Annotated in this window: 21 protein-coding genes; 11 read left to right on the forward strand and 10 right to left on the reverse strand. The window is 72.7% G+C overall.

Annotated elements, in window-relative coordinates; all coding sequences use genetic code 11:
* Window positions 1–20 precede the first annotated feature (20 nt).
* Both OO63_RS18335 and OO63_RS18340 read left to right on the forward strand, forming a co-directional pair.
* Entirely contained in the window at window positions 21–215 is a 195-nt protein-coding gene (locus OO63_RS18335) for a hypothetical protein (RefSeq protein ID WP_030360399.1), read from the forward strand.
* 46 nt (window positions 216–261) lie between these two features.
* Complete coding sequence (locus OO63_RS18340; protein WP_030360400.1) at window positions 262–1,833, forward strand: P-loop NTPase family protein; 1,572 nt, start codon at window positions 262–264, stop codon at window positions 1,831–1,833.
* Between the two features lie 28 nt (window positions 1,834–1,861).
* On the opposite strand, the gene OO63_RS18345 is transcribed toward OO63_RS18340, so the two are convergent.
* Complete coding sequence (locus OO63_RS18345) at window positions 1,862–3,367, reverse strand: SCO1417 family PLP biosynthesis transcription factor (protein WP_030360401.1); 1,506 nt, start codon at window positions 3,365–3,367, stop codon at window positions 1,862–1,864.
* A gap of 98 nt (window positions 3,368–3,465) precedes the next feature.
* Between OO63_RS18345 and yczE the strand changes: the two genes are divergently transcribed.
* From yczE to OO63_RS18360, 3 genes are all read left to right on the forward strand, one after another.
* Window positions 3,466–4,155 carry a membrane protein YczE gene (gene yczE, locus OO63_RS18350; protein WP_051810975.1) on the forward strand — a complete coding sequence of 230 codons (690 nt, stop codon included), beginning with the start codon at window positions 3,466–3,468 and terminating at the stop codon, window positions 4,153–4,155.
* Window positions 4,152–4,919, forward strand: a complete 768-nt coding sequence (locus OO63_RS18355; RefSeq protein ID WP_030360403.1) for a glycerophosphodiester phosphodiesterase family protein — start codon at window positions 4,152–4,154, stop codon at window positions 4,917–4,919. Before yczE ends, OO63_RS18355 begins: the two co-directional genes overlap by 4 nt.
* A 498-nt stretch (window positions 4,920–5,417) precedes the next feature.
* Complete coding sequence (locus OO63_RS18360; protein ID WP_030360404.1) at window positions 5,418–5,792, forward strand: RNA polymerase-binding protein RbpA; 375 nt, start codon at window positions 5,418–5,420, stop codon at window positions 5,790–5,792.
* A 312-nt stretch (window positions 5,793–6,104) separates the two neighbouring features.
* Here the strand turns inward: OO63_RS18360 and fxsA are convergent, their stop codons facing one another.
* From fxsA to OO63_RS18380, 4 genes are all read right to left on the reverse strand, one after another.
* Entirely contained in the window at window positions 6,105–6,695 is a 591-nt protein-coding gene (fxsA, locus tag OO63_RS18365; protein WP_030360405.1) for an FxsA family membrane protein, read from the reverse strand.
* 115 nt (window positions 6,696–6,810) lie between these two features.
* A complete protein-coding gene (locus OO63_RS18370; protein WP_030360406.1) occupies window positions 6,811–7,605 on the reverse strand; it encodes a polyprenol monophosphomannose synthase in 795 nt (264 codons plus the stop codon).
* 600 nt (window positions 7,606–8,205) lie between these two features.
* The gene (locus tag OO63_RS18375; protein WP_030360407.1) at window positions 8,206–9,840 is read right to left on the reverse strand and encodes an amidohydrolase; all 1,635 of its coding nucleotides are present in this window, start codon (window positions 9,838–9,840) and stop codon (window positions 8,206–8,208) included.
* A gap of 123 nt (window positions 9,841–9,963) precedes the next feature.
* Entirely contained in the window at window positions 9,964–10,404 is a 441-nt protein-coding gene (locus OO63_RS18380; protein WP_030360408.1) for an Lrp/AsnC family transcriptional regulator, read from the reverse strand.
* Between the two features lie 322 nt (window positions 10,405–10,726).
* Here OO63_RS18380 and OO63_RS18385 point away from each other — a divergent pair, with 322 nt between their 5' ends.
* Window positions 10,727–11,182 (forward strand): hypothetical protein, encoded by a 456-nt coding sequence (locus tag OO63_RS18385; RefSeq protein WP_030360409.1) that lies wholly within the window; start codon window positions 10,727–10,729, stop codon window positions 11,180–11,182.
* Window positions 11,183–11,249: 67 nt separating this feature from the next.
* Here OO63_RS18385 and OO63_RS18390 read toward each other — a convergent pair whose 3' ends face one another.
* Both OO63_RS18390 and OO63_RS18395 read right to left on the reverse strand, forming a co-directional pair.
* A complete protein-coding gene (locus tag OO63_RS18390) occupies window positions 11,250–12,350 on the reverse strand; it encodes a phosphotransferase family protein (RefSeq protein ID WP_030360410.1) in 1,101 nt (366 codons plus the stop codon).
* Between the two features lie 25 nt (window positions 12,351–12,375).
* Window positions 12,376–13,503, reverse strand: coding sequence for an Rv3169 family protein (locus OO63_RS18395; RefSeq protein ID WP_030360411.1), 1,128 nt, complete (start codon window positions 13,501–13,503; stop codon window positions 12,376–12,378).
* A gap of 261 nt (window positions 13,504–13,764) precedes the next feature.
* On the opposite strand from OO63_RS18395, the gene OO63_RS18400 reads away from it, so the two are divergent.
* Window positions 13,765–14,445: a hypothetical protein gene (locus OO63_RS18400; protein WP_033264235.1), complete on the forward strand. Its 681-nt coding sequence runs from the start codon at window positions 13,765–13,767 to the stop codon at window positions 14,443–14,445.
* Here the strand turns inward: OO63_RS18400 and OO63_RS18405 are convergent.
* Window positions 14,408–15,589: an acyl-CoA dehydrogenase family protein gene (locus tag OO63_RS18405; RefSeq protein ID WP_030360413.1), complete on the reverse strand. Its 1,182-nt coding sequence runs from the start codon at window positions 15,587–15,589 to the stop codon at window positions 14,408–14,410. The two genes, OO63_RS18400 and OO63_RS18405, sit on opposite strands and share 38 nt — an antisense overlap.
* A 456-nt stretch (window positions 15,590–16,045) precedes the next feature.
* Between OO63_RS18405 and OO63_RS18410 the strand changes: the two genes are divergently transcribed.
* On the forward strand, window positions 16,046–17,296 hold the full coding sequence (locus OO63_RS18410; protein ID WP_030360414.1) for a glycoside hydrolase family 18 protein: 1,251 nt from the start codon (window positions 16,046–16,048) through the stop codon (window positions 17,294–17,296).
* A gap of 55 nt (window positions 17,297–17,351) precedes the next feature.
* Here the strand turns inward: OO63_RS18410 and OO63_RS18415 are convergent, their stop codons facing one another.
* Entirely contained in the window at window positions 17,352–18,020 is a 669-nt protein-coding gene (locus tag OO63_RS18415; RefSeq protein ID WP_078619211.1) for a TetR/AcrR family transcriptional regulator, read from the reverse strand.
* A gap of 148 nt (window positions 18,021–18,168) precedes the next feature.
* Here OO63_RS18415 and OO63_RS18420 point away from each other — a divergent pair, with 148 nt between their 5' ends.
* From OO63_RS18420 to OO63_RS18430, 3 genes are read left to right on the forward strand one after another with little or no spacing between them, the layout of a single operon-like run.
* Complete coding sequence (locus tag OO63_RS18420) at window positions 18,169–18,783, forward strand: DUF6230 family protein (protein WP_030360416.1); 615 nt, start codon at window positions 18,169–18,171, stop codon at window positions 18,781–18,783.
* Entirely contained in the window at window positions 18,774–19,736 is a 963-nt protein-coding gene (locus OO63_RS18425) for a DUF6114 domain-containing protein (RefSeq protein WP_030360417.1), read from the forward strand. Before OO63_RS18420 ends, OO63_RS18425 begins: the two co-directional genes overlap by 10 nt.
* Window positions 19,737–19,778: 42 nt before the next feature.
* Window positions 19,779–20,765, forward strand: coding sequence for a hypothetical protein (locus OO63_RS18430; RefSeq protein WP_234311290.1), 987 nt, complete (start codon window positions 19,779–19,781; stop codon window positions 20,763–20,765).
* Here OO63_RS18430 and OO63_RS44740 read toward each other — a convergent pair.
* On the reverse strand, window positions 20,743–20,886 hold the full coding sequence (locus OO63_RS44740; protein WP_106983423.1) for an SCO1431 family membrane protein: 144 nt from the start codon (window positions 20,884–20,886) through the stop codon (window positions 20,743–20,745). The two genes, OO63_RS18430 and OO63_RS44740, sit on opposite strands and share 23 nt — an antisense overlap.
* Window positions 20,887–20,921 lie beyond the last annotated feature (35 nt).

Consider the following 20,921-nt stretch of genomic DNA (forward strand, 5'->3'; position numbering starts at 1 on the left):
CATCGACCAGGAGAAACCTCATGATCCTGTCCATCTCAGGTGTCGTGCTGCTCGGAGTCATCGTCTTCCTCTTCTTCCGCAAAGACGGGCTGAAGGCCTCGCACGCGCTGGTGTGCGCGCTCTTCGGCTTCTACCTCGCGGGCACCGCCATCGCCCCGAGCATCAAGGCCGGAGGCGCGAGCCTCGCGAGCCTGCTCGGCGGCATCAAGTTCTGACGGTTTCCGACGGTTCACCGCTCACCACCACCCCCAGGAGAACGACGTGGCTCGGCGCCCTCTCCCCCGCATCCTGAGCAACGGCACCGCCCAGATCGCCCGGGGCCGGGAGCACATCGCGCGCAGTCGCGAACTCGCCCGGTCGGCCGCCGACAGTGCCACCGACGTCCTCCACCCGCTGATCACGATCACCCGCGGGCTGCGCCGCCTCGCCGGAGCCGGGCGGCGCAAGTGGTCCGAGACCCCCAAGGACCGCAGGGGCCCCCTGCTGTTCCTGGTGGCCTCCGTGGTCCTCGTCGTGGCGCTCATTCCCTACGGTCCGCTGCTCGCCGCCATCAGCCTGATGGCGGCCGCCGCCTGGACCGGCCGTGAGCGCACCGCGCCGGCCCCCTCCGGCCCGGACGACGCCCAGGTCCAGCGGTTGCAGTCGCTCTACGAAGCACTCGTGCCGTACTTCTCCGTCCCCGACGACCCGAGCCCGCTGTTCGCGCACGGCGGCGAGTGGGACAAGGCCTTCAGCGACTACGCGTTCGACGACGACGGCCGGGTCTCCCACCTGGTGCTGCGCTATCCCGCGTACTTCACCGACGGCGAGGCCGAATCCCGCGCGCGCATCGAGCAGTTGCTGCACGCCAAGTCGGGGCGTGGCCGGGAGTACCACTTCACGTGGGACGAGGAGGGCAACACCCTCACCGTGACCGTGCTGCCGCCGCTGCCCACCGACATCGCGGCCCAGCGCTTCGTCACCGCCCCCGGCGAGACCGTGCTCGGCTTCACCGACCCCTCCGCCGTACAGCGCACCCTGCCCGTGGCGGACGGCGACGAGCAGCGCGACGTACCGCCCGTCGTGTGGCGCACCGGCGGCCGGTCCACCGAACCCCATCTTCTGGTCCTCGGCCACCCCGGCAGCGGCACCACCACGCTCCTGCGGTCGGTGGCCCTGCAGGCGCTCCAGTACGGCGACGTCGTCATCATCGAGGGCAGCGGCACCGGCGACTTCGCGTGCCTGACGGGGCGCGACGGCGTCCTCGCCGTCGAGTGCGGACTCGCCGGGGCGCTCGCCAGCCTGGAGTGGGCCGCGCACGAGACGGAGCGGCGGCTCATCGCCGCGAACCGCGCCCGGCAGGCGGGCCACCCCCCGCCGGACGACATCAAGCGGCCCCTGTGGATCCTCCTCGACCGCCCCAGCACCCTCGGCCACCTGGCCGCAGCCGACGGCCACCGCGATCCGCAGACGCTGCTCCAGGTACCGCTGCGGCACGGGCGCGCCGCGGGCGTCACCGTCGTCGTCGCCGACCAGCTCGACAGCGCGGACGCCCTCACCGACGCCGTGTGCCAGCACACCCGCGCGCGCGTGGTGCTCGGTCCGGCCACGCCGGGACAGATCGAGGAGGTCCTGGGCGCGCGGCCGCACACGACCCCCACGGCGGACATGCCGCCCGGGCGCGGCTACGCCCGCCTCGGCACAGGACCCGTGCTCCGCCTCCAGGTCCCGGCGACCCCCGACCCGTACGACGACGCCACGAGCGACGCGCACCGGCGGGCCGTCCTCGACCTGCTCCCGGCCCGCACGACACCGGCGGACGCGGCCCTCGCCCCGGCGGTCGCCGAGGGCTGAGCACACCGGACGGCACCCTCGCGCGCCCTCACGCCACGAATGTGTGCGGCCCCTCCGCCCCGGAGCCCGCGCCCGACCCGGACTCCACCAGGCGGGCGGCCGCCGCGAGCCGCACCGCCGCCTCCTCGGCGACGGCACCGCCCACGGTGAACGGCAGGCGTACGTAGCCCTCGAAGGCGCCGTCCACGCCGAAGCGGGGGCCCGACGGCACGCGCACGCCCACGCGTTCACCGACCTCGGCGATGCGCGAGCCGGAGAGCCCACCGGTGCGCACCCACAACGTCAGGCCGCCGCGCGGCACTTCGAACTCCCAGCCGGGCAACTCGCGGCGCACGGCGGCGACCAGGGCGTCGCGGTTGTCGCGGGCCTGCTCCCTGCGCACGTCCACGGCCTGCTGCCAGCCCCCGGTGCTGAGCAGCCAGTTGAGGGCCAGCTGCTCCAGGACGGGGGTGCCGAGGTCGGCGTACGCGCGCGCGGCGACCAGGCTGCGGATCACGTCGGGCGCGGCGCGCACCCAGCCGACGCGCATGCCCGCCCAGAAGGCCTTGCTCGCCGAGCCGACGGTGATGACGGTGGAGCCCGCGGGGTCGAAACCGCAGACCGGGCGCGGCATGTCGAGGCCCTCGTCAAGACGCAGCTCGCTCATGGTCTCGTCGACGACGAGGACGGTGCCGGCGTGCCGGGCGGCGTCGACCAGGCGGCGGCGCTGGTCCTCGTCGGCGAGCGCTCCGGTGGGGTTGTGGAAGTCGGCGACGACGTACGCGAGCCGGGGCGCGGCGTCGCGCAGGACCTGGCGCCAGCGGTCCATGTCCCAGCCGCCGAGGCCCTCGGCCATCGCCACGGGCACCAGGCGCGCGCCGGCCTCGCGCATCAGCTGGAGGATGTTGGCGTAGCTGGGCGACTCGACGGCGATCCGCTCGCCGCGGCCCGCGAAGAGGTGACAGATCGCGTCGATGGCGCCCATGGCGCCGGTGGTGACCATGATCTGTTCCGGCATGGTCGGTATGCCGCGCGCGGTGTAGCGCTCCGCGAGCATGGCGCGCAGGGCGGGTAGTCCGGCCGGGTAGTCGCCGTGGGTGTGGGCGTAGGGCGGGAGCTCTTCGAGGGCGCCCTGGACGGAGCGGGTGAGCCAGGGCTCGGGTGCGGGCAGGGCCGCGCAGCCCAGGTCAATCATGGAGCCGAGCGCCTCGGGGGGCAGCGGTTCGAGGCCGCGCGCGGGCAGCGGGTTGCCGGCCGGGACGGCGGTCCAGCTGCCCGCTCCCCTGCGGGACTCCAGGAAGCCCTCGGTGCGCAGCGCTTCGTAGGCGGCGGCGACGGTGGTCCGGCTGACGGCGAGCGCGACGGCCAGCTCGCGCTCGGCGGGCAGACGGGCCGCCACGGGAACGCGTCCTTCAAGGACGAGGAGGCGGATACCGTCGGCGAGGGCGCGATAGGCGGGCGGGCGACGGGTGCCCGCGCTCGCGGGGCGCGCCTGCTGGGAGGTGAGGAGCCGGGCGAGCTGGGTCGAGCCCACCGCTGATGTCCACTGAGGCATGATCCCAGTCCACCTTCGTCGAATTGGCCATGGTTGGCGTCCGCCACCAAGCCACAGAGTGTCATGCGTCAGGCCACTACCACCATGGGGGGCTTCTCTTGTCCAGGGCGAAATCAGGTCGGCCCACTACGGGAACGCGCGCCGAGCGCCATCTCACGCGACGACTGTTCCAGCTGTACGTCGGTCTGGCGCTGTACGGCGCCAGCTCCGCGCTCCTGGTGCGCTCGGGTCTCGGCCTGGAGCCGTGGAACGTGCTGCACCAGGGCATCGCCGAGCGCACGGGGATGTCGATCGGCGTCGTGACCATCTTCGTGGGCGCCGCCGTGCTGCTCCTGTGGATCCCCCTGCGCCAGCGCCCGGGCCTCGGCACGGTGTCGAACGTCTTCGTCGTCGGCCTCGCGATGGACGGCACCCTGGCCCTCGTGCCGGACGCGCACGCCCTGGGCATCCGCGTGCCGCTCCTGGTGGCGGGGATCGCGCTCAACGGCGTGGCGACGGGCCTCTACATCGCGGCCAGGTTCGGTCCCGGGCCGCGCGACGGCCTGATGACGGGTCTCAACGAGCGCACCGGCCGCTCGATCCGCCAGATGCGCACCCTCGTGGAGGTGGCGGTCGTCGTCACCGGCTTCGTGCTCGGCGGCACCGTGGGCGTGGGCACGGTCCTCTACGCCCTGTGCATCGGCCCGCTCGCCCAGTTCTTCCTGCGCTTCTTCGCCGTCCCCGCGTCCACCACGGGCCGCGTCGTGGCCTCCGGAGAGCCATCGGAGCAGGCGATACTGCAGCGGTGACCCCGCGCGTACGCCACCCCTACCTCGACCACCCCGGCCCGCTCGCGTTCGCCCACCGCGGCGGCGCGGCCGACGGCCTGGAGAACACCGCGGCCGCCTTCCGCCGCGCCGTGGACGCCGGCTACCGCTATATCGAGACCGATGTGCACGCCACGGCGGACGGCAGGCTGGCCGCGTTCCACGACGCGACGCTCGACCGGGTCACGGACGCGTCGGGCCGGATCGCGGACCTCCCCTGGAGCGCGGTGAGCCACGCGCGCGTGGCGGGCAGCGAACCGGTCCCCCTCTTCGAAGAGCTGCTGGAAGCCTTCCCCGACGTCCGCTGGAACGTGGACGTCAAGGCGGAGCCCGCCCTCCTGCCGCTCCTGGAGCTGATCGAGCGGACCCGTGCCTGGGACCGGGTGTGCGTCGGCTCGTTCTCGGAGGGCCGGGTCGCACGCGCCCAGCGCCTGGCGGGGCCGCGCCTCGCCACGTCGTTCGGCACGCGCGGCGTCCTCGGGCTTCGGCTGCGCTCCCTGGGGGTGCCGACGACACCGCGGGTCTCCGCGGTGTGCGCCCAGGTGCCGGAGGCGCAGTCAGGGGTCCGGGTGGTCGACCACCGCTTCGTCCGCACCGCCCACGCGCGCGGGCTCCAGGTCCACGTGTGGACGATCAACGACGCCGACCGCATGCACGCCCTGCTCGACCTGGGCGTCGACGGCATCATGACGGACCACATCGAGACGCTGCGCGACGTGCTCAAGGACCGGGGCACCTGGGTCTGACGGGCACCCCGGGGAAAAAGAAGGAAAAGCAGCCGAGCGCTTCCGCGTACGCGTACGACGACCGGCGCAGGCCACCGCCCAGGCCGCCCCTCTGCGGGCTGACGTACCAGCTCACAGGGTCGCGGCCGGGCGCGATCCGGCCCCTGGCGGTGTTCCCCGCGCGCGGCCGCGGGCCGCTCGCGCGGGTTCCGGTACGGCGCGCGACGCACGACCCGAGCCGTTTCGGACCCGGCCGGATTTAGCAACCAGCGGCGAAGGCCGGTAGTGTACGCGTTTGGCCTGCCAGGCGGACCGTTACTGCGCGCTGAGGATTCAGAAACGCTGGGTGACATCTGCTGCCAGATGTGACAAACCGGGCGCTGGTGGGTACAACAAGGGGCGGCATACGACGGCGACGCATGACCCTGAACGGGAATCTTTACCGCCGACCGGACGTTGACCGGATGACGACGACAGCGACACCTGTCCTGTGGGCGACAAGCCCGGGAGGCACGATTCATGAGTGAGCGAGCTCTTCGCGGCACGCGCCTCGTGGTGACCAGCTACGAGACCGACCGCGGCATCGACCTGGCCCCGCGCCAGGCCGTGGAGTACGCATGCCAGAACGGACATCGCTTTGAGATGCCGTTCTCGGTGGAGGCGGAGATCCCGCCCGAGTGGGAGTGCAAGGTCTGCGGGGCCCAGGCACTTCTCGTGGACGGCGACGGACCTGAGGAGAAGAAGGGCAAGCCCGCGCGTACGCACTGGGACATGCTCATGGAGCGCCGCACTCGAGAAGAGCTCGAGGAGGTGCTTGAGGAGCGCCTGGCGGTTCTCAGGTCCGGTGCGATGAATATTGCGGTGCATCCGCGTGACAGCCGCAAGTCCGCGTAAGCGCGCGGACCGCGGAGCGGATTGACGACGAGGGCGGGCCCGCTGCTTCGGCAGCGGGCCCGCCCTCGTCGTGGTCGTGGGTACCGGTGCCCTCGCGGGGCGCCCCAGGCCCGCCCCTTCTCCGAAACCGGGGGCTGCCGCCCCCTGGACCCCCGCTGTCGCCGCTTCGCGGCTCGTCCTCAATCGCCGGACGGGCTAGATCATGTGCGGCTGTATTTCAGCCCCTCCGGCGTTTGAGGAGCGGGGGTCTGGGGGCAGCGCCCCCAGTTACGGGAAGGGGCGGGATTGGGGAGCCCCCGGCAGGGCCCCACCTCAGCGCGGCAGCTGCGGACCCTCCGGCCCGGACCCGGGCGACGACCCCGAAGGCCCGTCCTCACGGATCACCTCACCCTGGACCACCTTCCCGTCAGGGTGCTGCATCCGAGCCTGCTGGAAGGCGTCCCCCAACCCCCCGGGCGCCGCGGCAGCGGCCGCACGGACCTTGCGCTCGAAGGCACGCTCGGCACTGCGGCTGAGCACCTTCTGCAGCGGCGGCACGAGCAGCAGCAGCCCGACGGCGTCGGAGATGAGTCCGGGCAGGATCAGGAAGAGCCCACCGAGCATCGTGAGCGCACTGCCACCCCCGGAGTCGGGCGTCGCCGCAACGCCCCGCTGCTGCTGTTGCACCGCCTCGCTGAGGTTCTTGAAGGCGCGCCGCCCGGCCCGCTTGATGACGAAGGAGCCGAGCACAAGCCCGCCCAGGAGGAGCAGGAAGACGGTCAGGCCGCTGGTGGCCCCGGCGACGACGGTCAGCAGCCAGATCTCCAGGACCAGCCAGGCGGCGAGTCCGAGCGGCAGGAACCTGAGGACGCGCGAGCGCCGGGGCCGGGCGGGCTGGGTGGGAGGCGGTGCGCCAGTCGTCATGCTCCCAGTGTGCCTGGGCGCGGCTCAGACCGGCATAAGGGGGTGATCAACAACGCGCGGATCAAGGAGTGCGGGATCAAGCGGCTCAAGGAGCGCGGGCTCAAGGAGTGCGGGATCAAGGAGAGGGTTTGCGGCCCAGGACCTTGCCGACCCGCTCCCCCACGCCCCACGCCGTGACCCGCCACAGCGCCTCGGCGACGATGTCGCGGCTCATCTTGCTGTCGCCCAGCTCCCGCTCGACGAAGGTGATGGGCACCTCCACGACGTGGTAGCCGGCCTTGATGGCACGGCGGGCCAGGTCGACCTGGAAGCAGTAGCCCTGGGAGGCCACGTCGCCGAGGCCGAGGCCCTTGAGGGTCTCGCTGCGGAAGGCGCGGAAGCCGCCGGTCACGTCGCGGATCGGCACGTCGAGGAGCAGCCGCGAGTACGTGCTGCCGCCGCGGGAGAGGAACTCGCGGGACCGGGGCCAGTTCACGACTCGCCCGCCGGGCACCCAGCGCGAGCCGAGCACGAGGTCGGCGCCCTTGAGGGCGGTGAGCAGGCGCGGCAGTTCCTCGGGCTGGTGGGAGCCGTCGGCGTCCATCTCGACGAGGACTCCGTAGCCGTGCTCCAGGCCCCAGGAGAAGCCCGCGAGGTAGGCGGCGCCGAGGCCTTCCTTGCCCTTGCGGTGCAGGACGTGGACCTGGTCGTCGTCGGCCGCGAGCTCGTCGGCGATCTTCCCGGTGCCGTCGGGGCTGTTGTCGTCGGCGACGAGGACGTGCGCCTGCGGCACGGCGGTGCGCACCCGGCCGACGATCGCCTGGATGTTCTCCGCCTCGTTGTAGGTCGGGATGATCACCAAGGCCTCGCCGAGCGGGCCGAACTGCCGCTCCGCGTCCGCTGCTTCGCTGATCCCGCCGCCGTTGCTCACTACTGCCCCTTCGTTCGTACGCAGGGAACCACCATAGTGGCCCGGGCCTGGGGTGTTGCGACGCCACGGACCCTGGGCCCGGCAAGGACACGGCGGGCGGGGCGCCGGTGTCCGGAGCGCGACTTTCGTCCCCCTGTCGACGAAGAGGATCACGCAGGAGCGATCCTGCGGATCGGGCCCGGCGCCCTTCGGGCCGGCCTGGGACCCGCTGGCTGCGGATCGACCGAGAGCCGTTGTCTACTGAGCGGCCGGGCCCTACCCGGGTCGCACCTCCCCCGAGCTCCTGGGAGCAGGAGGGACGACCCCCTTCCGGCGGATGCGTTCCCGCGCCTGAGCGTCGTGGGCGCTGGACCTGGCTCCCGGTGGCGGTGCGCCGGGGTGGCGCACCGCCATGATCCAGCGGCGGTCGACGGCTGTGTGCGGGTTCGCCGGTCGGACGTCCTGTGGTGGACGCGGCCGAAACTACCCGCCGACGGCCGCCGTCTGTCAATAGCCCTCTGACCTGCGCCTTCTCCGCAGATCAGCAGGTCAGTGGCGAGGCGCCGCAGGTCGCGCGACGCGCCGTGTGGCCCCGTTCGGAGCCGCGCCGCACCGCTGACGTCACTCGTTGGGCCGTACGAACACCGACTGTCCGCCCACCACGGTCCGCAGGCAGCGGGGCAGTTCGGCGCCGGGGCCGAGGTCCGGAAGGCCGGGGGTGCCGGAGCGCGGGTCGGTGGACCAGCGGGCGACCCGGTCGTCGGGGGCCTGGACGACGAGTTCGCCGGTCTGCCACACGGCGTAGTCGGCGGGGGCGCCGGGCACCAGGACGCCCGCGTCGTCGCGGCCGATGGCCCGCCAGCCGCCGCGCGTGTGCGCCGTGAAGGCGGCGCGCACGGACACCCGGTGCTCGGGCGTGCGGTGGAAGGCGGCGGCCCGGACGGTGCCCCAGGGGTCCAGGGGGGTCACGGGGCTGTCGGAGCCGAAGGCGAGCGGGACACCGGCGCGCAGGAGGGCCGCGTACGGGTTGAGGGTCCGGGCGCGTTCGGCGCCGAGGCGCTGGACGTACATGCCGTCCTCGCCGCCCCACAGGGCGTCGAAGGCGGGCTGCACGGACGCGGTGAGGCCGAACTCGGCGAACGCGGCGACCGTCTCGGGGGTGAGCATCTCGACGTGCTCGACGCGGTGCCGCGCGGCCCGCACCCGGGCCAGGCCGACCTTCTCGGCGGCGGCGCGCATCCCGTCCACGACGGCGCCGACGGCGGCGTCCCCGATGGCGTGGAACCCGGCCTGGATCCCCGCCTCCGCGCAGGCCACCACGTGCGCGGCGACGTCGGCCGCGGTCAGGTAGGCGTTGCCGACGGCGGCCTCGTCGGCGTAGGGCTCGCACAGCCACGCCGTGTGCGAGCCGAGCGCGCCGTCCACGAAGTGGTCACCCGCGGCACCGGTCGCGCCCAGCTCGCGCGCGCGGGCGACGCCCTCGGCGCCCTGCTCGGCCCAGTAGCCCACGACCCGGGGCCCGGCCACCTGCTCGGCGAGGCGGAGCAGCGAGGTGAAGTCGTCCTCGCCGGAGATCGCGGGGCCCGCGCACTCGTGTACCGAGCCGATGCCGAGCGAGGCGGCGCGGTGGAGCGCGGCGCGCTGGGCGTCGGCCCGCTGCCGGGGCGTCACGGCAGCGTGGGCGGCGGTGCGCACGGCGTGGTGGGCGTCGGCGGTCAGCGGCGCGTCGGCGTGGAACCCGGCGGCGTCGGCGACCCCGGGGACGAGGTCGAGGAGCGCGGTGCTGGCGACGGCGGAGTGCACGTCGATGCGGGACAGGTAGAGCGGGCGGCCGCCGGTGGCCTCGTCGAGTTCCGCGCGGGTGGGCGGACGGCCGCCGGGCCAGCGTGCGGCGTCCCAGCCGTGGCCGAGCAGCACTCGGTCGTGCGGGTGCGCGGCAGCGTGTTCGCGTACGAGAACGAGCGCGTCGTCGAGGCTCCGGGCGCGGGACAGATCGAGTCCCGTGAGCGTGAGCCCGGTGGACGTCGTGTGCACATGGGCGTCGGTGAACGCCGGGGTGACCAGGTTGCCTTCGAGGTCGACGATCTCGTCGACACCGTCGGCGAAGCCGTCGGCGGCGCCCTCGGAGCCGACCCAGGCGATATGCCCGCGCTCGACGACCATCGCGGTCGCGAAGGGGTCGGCGGGGCTGTGGACTTCGCCGCCGCGCAGCAGAACGGTGCGATGCCCGGTTTCGGGGGTGATGGGCTCACTCATGCGGAACAGTCTCGCGCCTGCGCGCGGGGCTCCGGTTCGCGGGGTCGCCCCGGCGCCCCGGGCACGACCGGGGCCGGACCGCACAGGGGCGCGGCGGGCCGCGGGCCTGGCCCCGGGCGGGGGTCAGACCTGCGGCGGCCGCGACTCGTACGGCGTCGAGAGGACCACCGTCGTATGCGTGGAGACCCCGGCGAGCGTGCGCAGCCTCGCCAGCAGGTTCTCCAGTTCGTGCGGGGTCGCCACGCGCACCTTGAGCAGGTAGTTCTCGGCGCCCGCGACGCTGTGGCAGGCCTCGATCTCGGGTACCCCGGCGAGCCGCTCGGCGATGTCGTCGGGGGCGCTGGGGTCGAACGGCTTCACCGCGATGAAGGCCGTGAGCGGCAGGCCGACCGCTTCGGGGTCCACTACGGCGGCGTACCCGCGGATCACTCCTCGCTGCTCCAGCCTGCGCACCCGCTGGTGCACCGCTGACGTGGACAGACCCGTGGCCTTGCCCAGGTCGGTGTAGCTCATCCGCCCGTCCTTGACGAGCAGCTGCACGATCTGTCGGTCCAGCTCCTCCATGCGCCGAACCTACAGGCCTCTTGATCCTCACCGATACCTGAGGGACCGCAAGGGATGAGGCAGAACGCGCGCCCCTGCCCCGGCAGGCCCACGCCGTCCGGCGCGCAGGCACCCCTCCCCGCCCCCGGAGGGCACACACCCCGCGCCGACGCCCCGGCGGCCACCCCGCGCGCAACGGCATCTCCATCTGGCATGTGACGAACACCACAGACATATGGCCGTGTCCGTCGGGCAGGAGCGATTACCTCCGGGACCGGACGGGAAGTGCTTGCTGTGGTCGAGGCCGCAGCGCCTTGTCGGCCCACCCGAGGGGGAGATTCCCATGCAGAACCTGAAGCGCCCCGGTCGTTCCACGCGCCGCAAGCAGCAGCCCGTCGAGCTCGAGCCCGCCCCGGAGGGCGTCGAACAGACCGTCACCGACGACGGCACGGCGGACGAGCCGGACGCGTACGACACCTTCGAGATGTACCGGGTCATCTGCCCGGACTGCCGACAGCCCATCGCGCTCCTCGCGGACGAGGACGCCCTGCCCGAGCACGCGCTGTGCGCCACTCCGTGGAACCCGTTCGGGCTCACGGTCTGCGCGGGCACGGGCCGCGCCGCATCCGAGGCCAGTGCCGCCGACGAATCCCTCGAGGCCCAGGAGCAGGACACCGCCCTGCTCCTGACGCTGCCTCAGGGCCTGGACTGGCGCACCCAGCCGTTCTCGCACGTGGGCGGCCCCGGCTCGCGCCCGATCCGGGTGCCCCGCCAGGCCACCCGCCGCGCGGCCGCCTGAGCCCCCGGCCCGCGACGACCCCGTGCCGCCGGGCCGAGCCCCGGCGCACCGTCACGCACGGCCGCCGTCACCAGTAGCTGCCCTGCACCATCGCCGCGAGGCTGGCGTGGTGCAGGATCAGCGTGTCCGGGTCGGCCGGCACCGTCGCCTCCCCGAAGTGCACCTGCCGGTAGGCGACCCGCAGCATGACGACGGCGTGCCGCAGCGCCGCGTACAGCGTGTAGAAGTCCATGTCGCGGGGCCGGTGCCCGGTGAGTCCGGCGTACCGCTCCTCGATCCGTTCGCGGCGCAGGAAGTCGGGCAGTCCGTGCTGCCCGAAGCTCACCGTGAGGTCCTGGAAGAACCGGTGCAGATAGACCGTCCAGCCGAGGTCGACCTCGCGGGGGGCCAGGCACGCCATCTCCCAGTCGAGCACGGCGGCGGGTTCGAAGCCGTCGTAGATGATGTTGCCGATGCGTGCGTCGCCCCAGTTGAGGACCGGCGTGCCCTCCTCGGCCGGCCAGAGTTCCGCCAGTTTCGCGAAAGCGCTTTCAATGAGTGCGGAACGCGGGAGTCCGGTCACCACCCAGTCGTAGTAGGCGCGTTGTGAGGCGACATGGCGGCGCAGTGCGCTGCCCTCGCCCGGGAGCGCGAGGAACGCGGCGTCGGCGGCCGGGACCTGGTCGTGCAGCCGCGCGACGACGGAGACCGTGGCCTCCTCGAGCCGCGCGCGCTCCGCGTCGCTCGCCTCGTACAGCCAGTTCCCCTCGTACGTATAGGGCATGACGTCGGGCGGCACCCGCCCCGCGACCCGCTCCATGACGAAGAACGGGGCGCCGAGCGGCCCGGAGTCCTGCTCCAGCCACAGCACGCGCGGCACGGGCACGTCGGTGCGGTCGGCGACCAGGCGCATGGTGCGGTGCTGGCGCTCCATGTCGTACACGGGAAAGATCGTGTACGCGGCCGGGTCCGCCGCGAGGCGCAACGCGCACCGGGCGAGCGGCGGTCGGGGGTGCTCGATGTCGAAGAGGAGCGTCTCGCTGGACATGCCGTTCGACTCGGGCACCGACACGTTGACGACTTTCGCGCCCGGCAGATGGCCGCCGAGCCAGGTCGTGAGGCGCCGGGCCAGGTCGTCCGGGTCCCGGGTCGTGGTGCGAAGTCGGGGCCGGTCGGGTTCCGTTGCCATGTCCGTACTCCTCCCTCGGTGACGCTCAGGGCGCCATGGAGCCGAAGTCCGCGAAGCCGCTCGGGTCGTGGCGGCCGAACGTGCCGTGCTCGAAGATGCCGTGGCCGACGCGGCCGTCCAGGGTGAAGCGGGCCGCGTGGTCGATGACGCCGTACGCGGCCAGCGGGTGCGCGGCCGGGTCGGCGAGGTCGTAGGTGCGCCGGTCGACCCAGTCGCGGCCGCGCCAGGTGCCGTGCTGCCAGTCGTCGGCGGGCGGGTATCCGGCGCCGACGGCGAGCGGCAGCGACGTGAGCGTCTCGACGCCCAGCTCCAGGGGCTTACGGGTCTCGGGGTCCATGAGGTGGACGACGGCACGCTCGGGGTGGCGGGTGCCGGAGCGGTAGGTGATGTCGGCCTGGGGCCAGCCGAGTTGGCGGTCGGGGTGGCCGGGGCGGACGAGGGTGGCGTCGTTGAGGGTGCGGTAACCGTCCGCGTCCTCCTGGGTGATGACCATCAGGAAGCGGTCGTCGAAGCGCACCGGGCACCAGATCCAGTGGAAGCCCTCGGTCGGGAAGTCCTCGTCGAGACGGCCCGCCGCCTCACCCGGGATGGGCCGCACCCCCCAGCTCCGGTCCCGGGTCGCCGTCCACTCCCCCGCCGTCACCGCGATCTCGTCGCCGCCCGCGCGGATCACCCCGGCAGCCCCGCCCGCCTGCACGAACCGGCGGCCTTCGAGGGTGAGCCTGCCGCCCCGGCGCTGGATGTGGTGCGGCTCCCACAGCGCCGGGAAGTCGGCGCTCCACTCGATGTCGTACGCGAGCGAGTCCGCGTCGTCCGGGTCCGCCGCGCAGGTCAGGCGCAGCCTGCGCAGGGGCTCCTCGACGGTGATGCGCAGCGGCCCCACGGACAGGTTCGACCGGTCGTCGCCGAGCGCGTCGGAGGCGCGGACGGCGTGCAGGGTGTCGCCGGTGCGCAGGGTCGCGTAGGCGTCGATGACACCCGTGTTCGGGTAGACACCGAGGCCGAGGATGAGCAGGGCGCGGCCGCTGTGGTCGAAGAGGTGGAAAATACAGCGGTCGTAGGCGTTCCGGTCACCGGTCGCCACGTGTTTCATCGACAGCGGCACCTGGTGGACGGGGTACTCGTCGAGCGGTACGGGGCGGTCGTCCGGCACGGTACATCTCCCTGGACGCCGGGGAGTTGACGTCGCCCGGTGTGCGGTGGACCCCGGCGTGGAGGTGACGGTACGTCAGTTGCCGTGCCGGGACCAGACGCGTGCGGGGTCGGACGGATTCGGGGCCGGGCGCGTGTCGGACCGCGTTCAACCGGAGGCGCGGGCGCCGAGCGCCGTGCGCGCCGCGGCCGGACGGGGCATGAACGCACGCACGATTCGACCCGACGGTGACCTGCCCTCCGCGCCGACCGTTGGCCCGGCATGACCACCCCCACCCACGCTCCGGCCGGCCACCGCAGGCGCCCGCTCGCGACCGCGCCCGCCGCCACCGCAGAATCGGTTCCTCACAGGCCTCAGTACACCCACTACCCCCAGCCGAACCCGTACGCACAGCCGTCCCAGTACCCCCAGCAGCAGCCGTACCCGCAGCAGCCCCACCACCCGCAGCAGACCCCGACCGTCCCGCCCCCGCCGCAGCCCGTCCCGGTGCAGGACCCGCCGATCTACCGCGCCCTGATGCGCCTGTGGACCGAGCGCGGCCGGACGCTGCCGGGGCGCCACGACCCGGAGTGGGTGCGGCTCGCGGCGCCGACCGTGCGCAGCGGGCAGTTCGGCGGGCAGTACGGGGCGGAGGGGCCGTTCGGGACGGACCGGGGGTTCGGCTCGGAGGGGGCGTTCGACTCGGGCCGGGACACGCGGTTCGGCACCGGCGGCGACGCGCGGTTCGGCACCGGCACGGACACACGCTTCGGCGCGGGCACGAACACAGGATTCGGCACCGGCACGGACCACCGCTTCGGCGCGGACCGGGACGCCCGTTTCGGGGCCGACCGGGACGGGCGCTTCGGGACGGACCGGAACAATCAGTTCGGTCCGGTCCCCGGCGCTCCCCCCGACCCGCGGCTCAGCGCGAGTCGGGACCCGCGAGATGGCGGGCGATGACCATGCGCTGGATCTGATTCGTGCCCTCGACGATCTGGAGCACCTTGGCCTCGCGCATGAAGCGCTCGACCGGGAAGTCGAGGGTGTAGCCGTAGCCGCCGAGCACCTGGACGGCGTCCGTCGTGACCTTCATCGCGGTGTCCGTGCACAGCAGCTTGGCCATCGCCGCCTGCTTGGAGAACGGGCGGCCCGCGTCCCGCAGCCGGGCCGCCGCCAGGTACAGCGCCCGGCCCGCCTCGATCTGCGTCGCCATGTCCGCGAGCATGAAGCGCAGGCCCTGGAAGTCGGCGATCGGGCGGCCGAACTGCTTGCGCTCGGTCGCGTACGCCACCGCCTCGTCGAGCGCCGCCTGGGCCACGCCGATCGCGCACGCCGCGATGCCGAGCCGCCCCGAGTCGAGCGCCGAGAGCGCGATCGCGAAGCCCTGCCCCACCTCCCCGATGCGCCGGGCGTCGGACACCCGGACGCCGTCGAAGTGGAGCTGCGCCGTCGGTGAGCCCTTCATGCCCATCTTCTTCTCCGGCGCCGCGGCCTGAAGGCCCTCGGCGTCGCCGGGCACCAGGAAGGCAGTGACGCCGCGCGCGCCCTCGCCGCCCGTGCGGGCCAGGACGGTGTAGAAGTCGGCGATGCCGCCGTGCGTGATCCACGCCTTCGTGCCCGTGATGACCCAGTCCCCGCCCTCGCTACCTTCGCGCACAGCCTTGGTGCGCAGGGAGGCGGCGTCGGAACCCGAGGACGGCTCGGACAGGCAGTAGGCGCCGAGCAGGCCGCCGCCGAGCATGTCGGGCAGGTGCTCGGCCTGCTGTTCCTTGGTGCCGTACCCGGCGAGCCCGTGGCAGGCGAGGGAGTGGACGCTGACGCCGAGGCCGACGGTCAGGCGCGCGGCGGCGAGCTCTTCGAGGACCTGGAGATAGACCTCGTACGGCTGGTCGCCGCCGCCGAACTCGGAGTCGTAGGCGAGGCCGAGCAGGCCCGATTCGGAGAGCAGGGTGAAGAGTTCGCGCGGGAAGTGTCCCGCCTCCTCCTCGGCGGCCGCGTGCGGCGCGATCTCGCCCTTGATCAGTTCACGCACGAGCGCGAACAGATCCCGGGCCTCTTCGGTGGGCAGCTGACGCTCGACCGACTGTGCGGCTCCTTCGGGCATGGCGCTCTCCTCTCCCTGTCGGGCGCTGCGACGGGCTCGCGCACGGGGTGTGGCGCCGCCGTCGGGGACACTGCCAAGCCGATGCTGCCCTTCCGGGTCTCGGAAGCGGCTGACCAGCGACTGTGGCGGGTTGAGTATGCCCGATCGGCGGCATGGCGTCACGGGTTCACGGGCCGTCCGGCCGATCTTCGTCGGCCTGTGTCCGACATGGCCGTGCCGGGTGCCGCGGAGCGGGAATTGGTCCGAACCATTGACGCAATGGTCTAGTCCTCCTAGAGTCCAGCGGCACAAGACGTCTTCGCGTTCATGCCAATTCAACGCGCGACTACGGAGGGGGCGTTGCCGCGTCCCGTACCCGGTCGCGCGCCTCCTGTCCGCAGGGGCGCGAAGGGTCCGCAGGTCAGTAGGTCAGCACCACCCCCACATGCTCCCCTCTCCCCCCACGAGGAGACAGCGATGCCACGACCGAACCGTCCCCGCGCCCGCTTCAAGGCGCTCCTGGCCACCGCCTGTTGCGCCGTGCTCGGCGCGGGTCTGCTCGCCGGCGCGGGCACCGCGGCCGCCGACCAGAACACGGGCGCCCCCGCCAAGACAGAGGCCAAGGCGGGCTCCCGCGTGGTCGGCTACTTCACCGAATGGGGCGTCTACGACCGGAACTACCACGTCAAGAACATCGACACGTCCGGCTCCGCCAACAAGCTCACGCACATCAACTACGCCTTCGGCAACGTCCAGGGCGGCAAGTGCACGATGGGCGACAACTTCGCCGCCACCGAGAAGACGTACACCGCCGACCAGAGCGTCGACGGCGTCGCCGACACCTGGGACCAGCCCCTGCGCGGCAACTTCAACCAGCTGCGCGAGCTGAAGAAGAAGCACCCGAACCTGAAGGTCCTGTGGTCCTTCGGCGGCTGGACCTGGTCCGGCGGCTTCACCCAGGCCGCGCAGAACCCGGCGGCGTTCGCCCAGTCCTGCTACGACCTGGTCGAGAACTCCAAGTGGGCGGATGTCTTCGACGGCATCGACATCGACTGGGAGTACCCCAACGCCTGCGGTCTGACCTGCGACACCAGCGGCCGCGCCGCGTACAAGAACCTGATGTCCGCGGTGCGCGCCAAGTTCGGCTCCAAGAACCTGGTCACCGCCGCCATCCCGGCCGACGCCTCCTCCGGCGGCAAGATCGACGCCGCTGACTACGCGGGCGCCGCCCAGTACGTCGACTGGTACAACCCGATGACGTACGACTTCTTCGGCGCCTGGGACGCCAAGGGACCGACGGCACCCCACTCGCCGCTCAGCTCCTACTCCGGCATCCCCAAGGCCGACTGGCACTCGCAGGCGACGATCGCCAAGCTCAAGGGCCTCGGCATCCCCTCGGACAAGCTGCTCCTCGGCATCGGCTTCTACGGCCGCGGCTGGACCGGCGTCACGCAGAAGGAGCCGGGCGGCACCGCGACCGGGCCCGCCCAGGGCAAGTACGAGCAGGGCATCGACGACTACAAGATCCTCAAGACCAAGTGCCCGGCCAACGGCACCGTCGGCGGGACCGCGTACGCGCACTGCGGCAACAACTGGTGGAGCTACGACACCCCGGCCACCATCGCGGGGAAGATGAACTACAAGAACCAGCAGGGCCTGGGAGGCACGTTCTTCTGGGAGCTGAGCGGTGACACCACCAACGGTGAGCTGATCAAGGCCATCAACTAGCGGTCACCGCACGACAGGTGTGAGGGTCGGGAGCCGGCGGGCTCCCGACCCTTCGTCATGCCGCGGGCGGGGCGGGGAACGCGGGCTCGAACTCCTCGATGACGCCGAGCGTCTCGCGCAGCATGCGGACCAGGTAGTCGCGCACGGTGTCGCGCTCCAGTGCCTCCGGTGCCCCGATCCAGTCGAGCGTGACGCCCTCCACGCTGCACAGCCAGCCGAGCAGCGCCGTGCGCACCAGGGCCGGGATGTCGCGCCGTCCGTACGCCCCGTCGGCGATGGTGCCGATCATGGCCTCGCGCACGCCGTCGCGTATGGCGTGCACCTCGGCGTCGAAGCCGACGCCGCCGCTGACGATCGTGCGGTAGGCCTCCTGGTGGTGCTCGGCGTAGCGCAGATAGCCGTCGATCGTGCGGTGCACCCGCTCCGTGGGCGGCAGTTCGGTGCCGCTGGCCGCGCGTTCGACCAGGTCCGCGACCGAGTCCTCGATGATCGCGAGGTAGTAGCCGCGCTTGGACTTGAAGTAGTAGTAGATCAGCCCCTTGGCGACGCCTGCCTGTCTCGCGATGTCGTCCATCGACAGCGCGTCGTAGGACGTGTCGGCGAACAACTTGCGGCCGATGACGATGAGTTCGGCGCGGCGCGCCACGGATCGGTCGGTGCCGCGCGCCTGCGGGCGGTCGGCGCCACGGGAACGATCGGTACCGCGCTGTTGACTATTATTCAATTTCGGCCCTAGTCTCCAACTGCCTCGGGATCAGCCGCAGTATGGCAGACCCACGTCGCCTGCCCGGACGGGCACAGACCGGCCCGGGCCCCGACGGCGCTCTGCCACGCACTCCCCTTACGCACCGGACGACGTACGGGAGGAACCAGTGAGCACGGCGAAGAGAGCATTAAGCGAGGGCAGAACCAACTGGAAGAAGACGGCTGTCGTCGCGCTGCCCGCGGTTCTCGCGGTCGGCGCGATGGCGTCCGTGATGGCCGAGGGCGCGCTCGCCGCGTCCTTCGCGGTCAGCGGCACCAGCTTCCAGGTCTCCTCGGGCAAGCTGACCAGCCAGGGCCTGGCGAGCTACGTCCAGGTCGACCGGGACATCGACGGCAAGGGCCACCCGGTGGCCCTGCTCGGCATCGGCGACGCCACGCTGTCCGACATCTGCCAGGCGGCCGAGGTCAAGACGCCCGTCGGCACGGTGGTGTTCAAGCTGACGGCGGGCGGCGACGCGGGCAACGTCACCGCGAGCAACCTGATCATCGACGGCGAGGACCTGGTGGGCGACGCCCGCTTCGGCACCGCGCAGATCGGCAGGGACGCCTCGACCCTCGACGAAGTCCCCGGCGTCAAGGGCGAGAAGGGCAAGTTCGGCCTCCAGGCCGGCGACATCGAGGTGGCCAAGGTGCGCTCCCACGCCTGGTCGGCCACCGGCGGGAACTTCCGCCTCAAGGGCATGAAGGTCGACGTCAGCCTCGGCGGCAAGAAGTGCTTCTGAGCGGGCCGGGAGCCCCGCGCGCCGGGGGCTGGCTCGATGAACGCCTGCCGCTGCCGGACCTGCGGCGCGGCCTGCGCAAATGGCGGCGCACCCGGCCCTTCTGGGGCGGGCTCCTGCTGATCCTGGGCGGGGCGGAGCTGCTTGTCGTGCCGCTGTCGCCGCTGACGGTCCTGGTGAGTCTCGGGATCGGCGGGATCGCCGCGATCGGCATCGGGATCGCACTGATGGTCGCCGGGTTGTTCCTGTGGCTCCTGCCGCACGCCCATCACTACGTGTCCGTCAACGCCCTCATCCTGTCGGTGCTCTCGTTCGCCGCGACGAACCTCGGCGGATTCCTGATCGGCATGCTGCTCGGGATCGCGGGCAGCGCGATGGGCTTCGGCTGGACGCCGGTCGCGGACGACGACAAGGAGCGGGCCGGGCTGCCGAAGGTGCGGGACGGGCAGGGCACGCGGACGCTGGCCGTCCTGCTCCCGGTGGTGCTCGCCGGGACGGTGCTGTGGGGCGCCGTCCCGGCGCGGGCGGCGCCCGGGGACGACGGGATCGTGGCGGCACGGACGCCGCCGACGATCACGACGACGCTGTTCGCCCCGCAGGGCTTCATCGTCGCGGGCGTCACCGACGTCCCCACCGCCGAAGGGCCGTTGAAGGTGATGGTGCTACGCATGAAGGCGGCCTCGCTCACGGACTACCGCCTGACGACCCGTGACGGCAGCCGTGAACTCTCCCTCGGCGCCGACACCTTGGACCTCAGCGGGGCGGTCACGCTCTATCTGACCAAGTTCAAGGGCTGCATCGAGGGCATCCTCTGTCTGACCTTCACGCCCGACAAGCTGCCCGTGCCGCCGCTCGTCCCGCCGTTCGTCTTCATGACGGAGGTCAGCGCCGAGCAGGCCCTCGTCACCTCCGACTCGATCGTCGCGGGCGGGCTGAAGCTGGGGGCCCGGGCGTGACCCGGACAGCCCGCACCCCGTGATCCGGAAGGGAGCGCCGCCGTGATCCAGATCCAGGCCGCGCTGTTCTGGGCGTACGCGGTGGGCGCGACCTTCGCGCTCGCCGCGGGCCGCCAGCTCCAGGTGTGGGAGCGGATCAACGCGGGCGAGGGCCCGCGCACCCGCAGCCGCGCCGCGAACCCCTATCTGGCCCTGACGGTCCTGTTCGCGGCCGTCCTGATGGTCCCGACCGGCCTGTTCCTGCTCTGGCAGAACCCGTCCTGGGCGACCATGCACGTCGCCGACAGCCACGAGGGCGTGTGGGCGGGCTTCGTCCTGTTCTACGCGGGCGGGGTCCCCGTCGCCGCGATCCTCGGGTTCCTCGCCGCCCAGATACTGGTCCTCGTGGGCGCGGGCTACTGGGCGTACCTGCAATGCGTGGGCGGATACTTCCTGCTCTTCGGCACGCTCGTGCACGGCTGGGACGGCAGCGGCTACGAGCGGTTCCTGTCCCCCGGGGCGCGCGACTGGGCGGACTGGCCGCGCGACAGCGTCGTCAACAACGCCCTGGACTTCCTCACGTCCGGCACGTTCCTCGCGCTGCTCGTCTTCGGCGCCGCCGTCATCGGCACGATGCTGATGACGGAGATCGGCTGGCTCCTGGAGGGCTGGTCGCTGCCCGGCGCGGACGAGGACCGCAAGGTGCACCCCGTTCTCGCCGTCGCCGTCGCGGGCGCCGGGGTCTACGGCCTGCCGTTCCTCGGCGCGGTCACCGCGAGCGCGCTGGTGCGGCTGCTCGGCGGCTGGCTGGGGGTGCCGCTGTTCGCGGTGCTCGCGGGGGTCGTGCTGCTGCCGCGGCGGTCCCCGGTGCGGCGGTTGTACGACCTGGTGGGGGTCCCGCACCGGCACTGGCGGGCGGACCTGGACCTGGACCTGGCCGCTCGGCCCGGCGAGGACGGCGACGCGGCCGATTCGGGCGCGCGGCCTCGGCCCGGCGGCCCGCCCGACCCCGGCGGTGAGACTCAGCTCACAGAAGGCCGACCTGGCTGACGAGCATCGCGAGCACGACGACGAGGGTCCAGCCCGCGAGGTGCTCCAGGACGTTCGGGCCGTCCTTGGGGCCGCCCGTGCGGGCCTGGGTGCGGACTGCGGTGGCAGAGGTCGCGGTCATATGGCTTCTCGCTGACGTTTTCCGGCCGGCGGCGG

The sequence above is a fragment of the Streptomyces alboflavus genome, assembly GCF_000716675.1.
Classification (GTDB): domain Bacteria; phylum Actinomycetota; class Actinomycetes; order Streptomycetales; family Streptomycetaceae; genus Streptomyces; species Streptomyces alboflavus.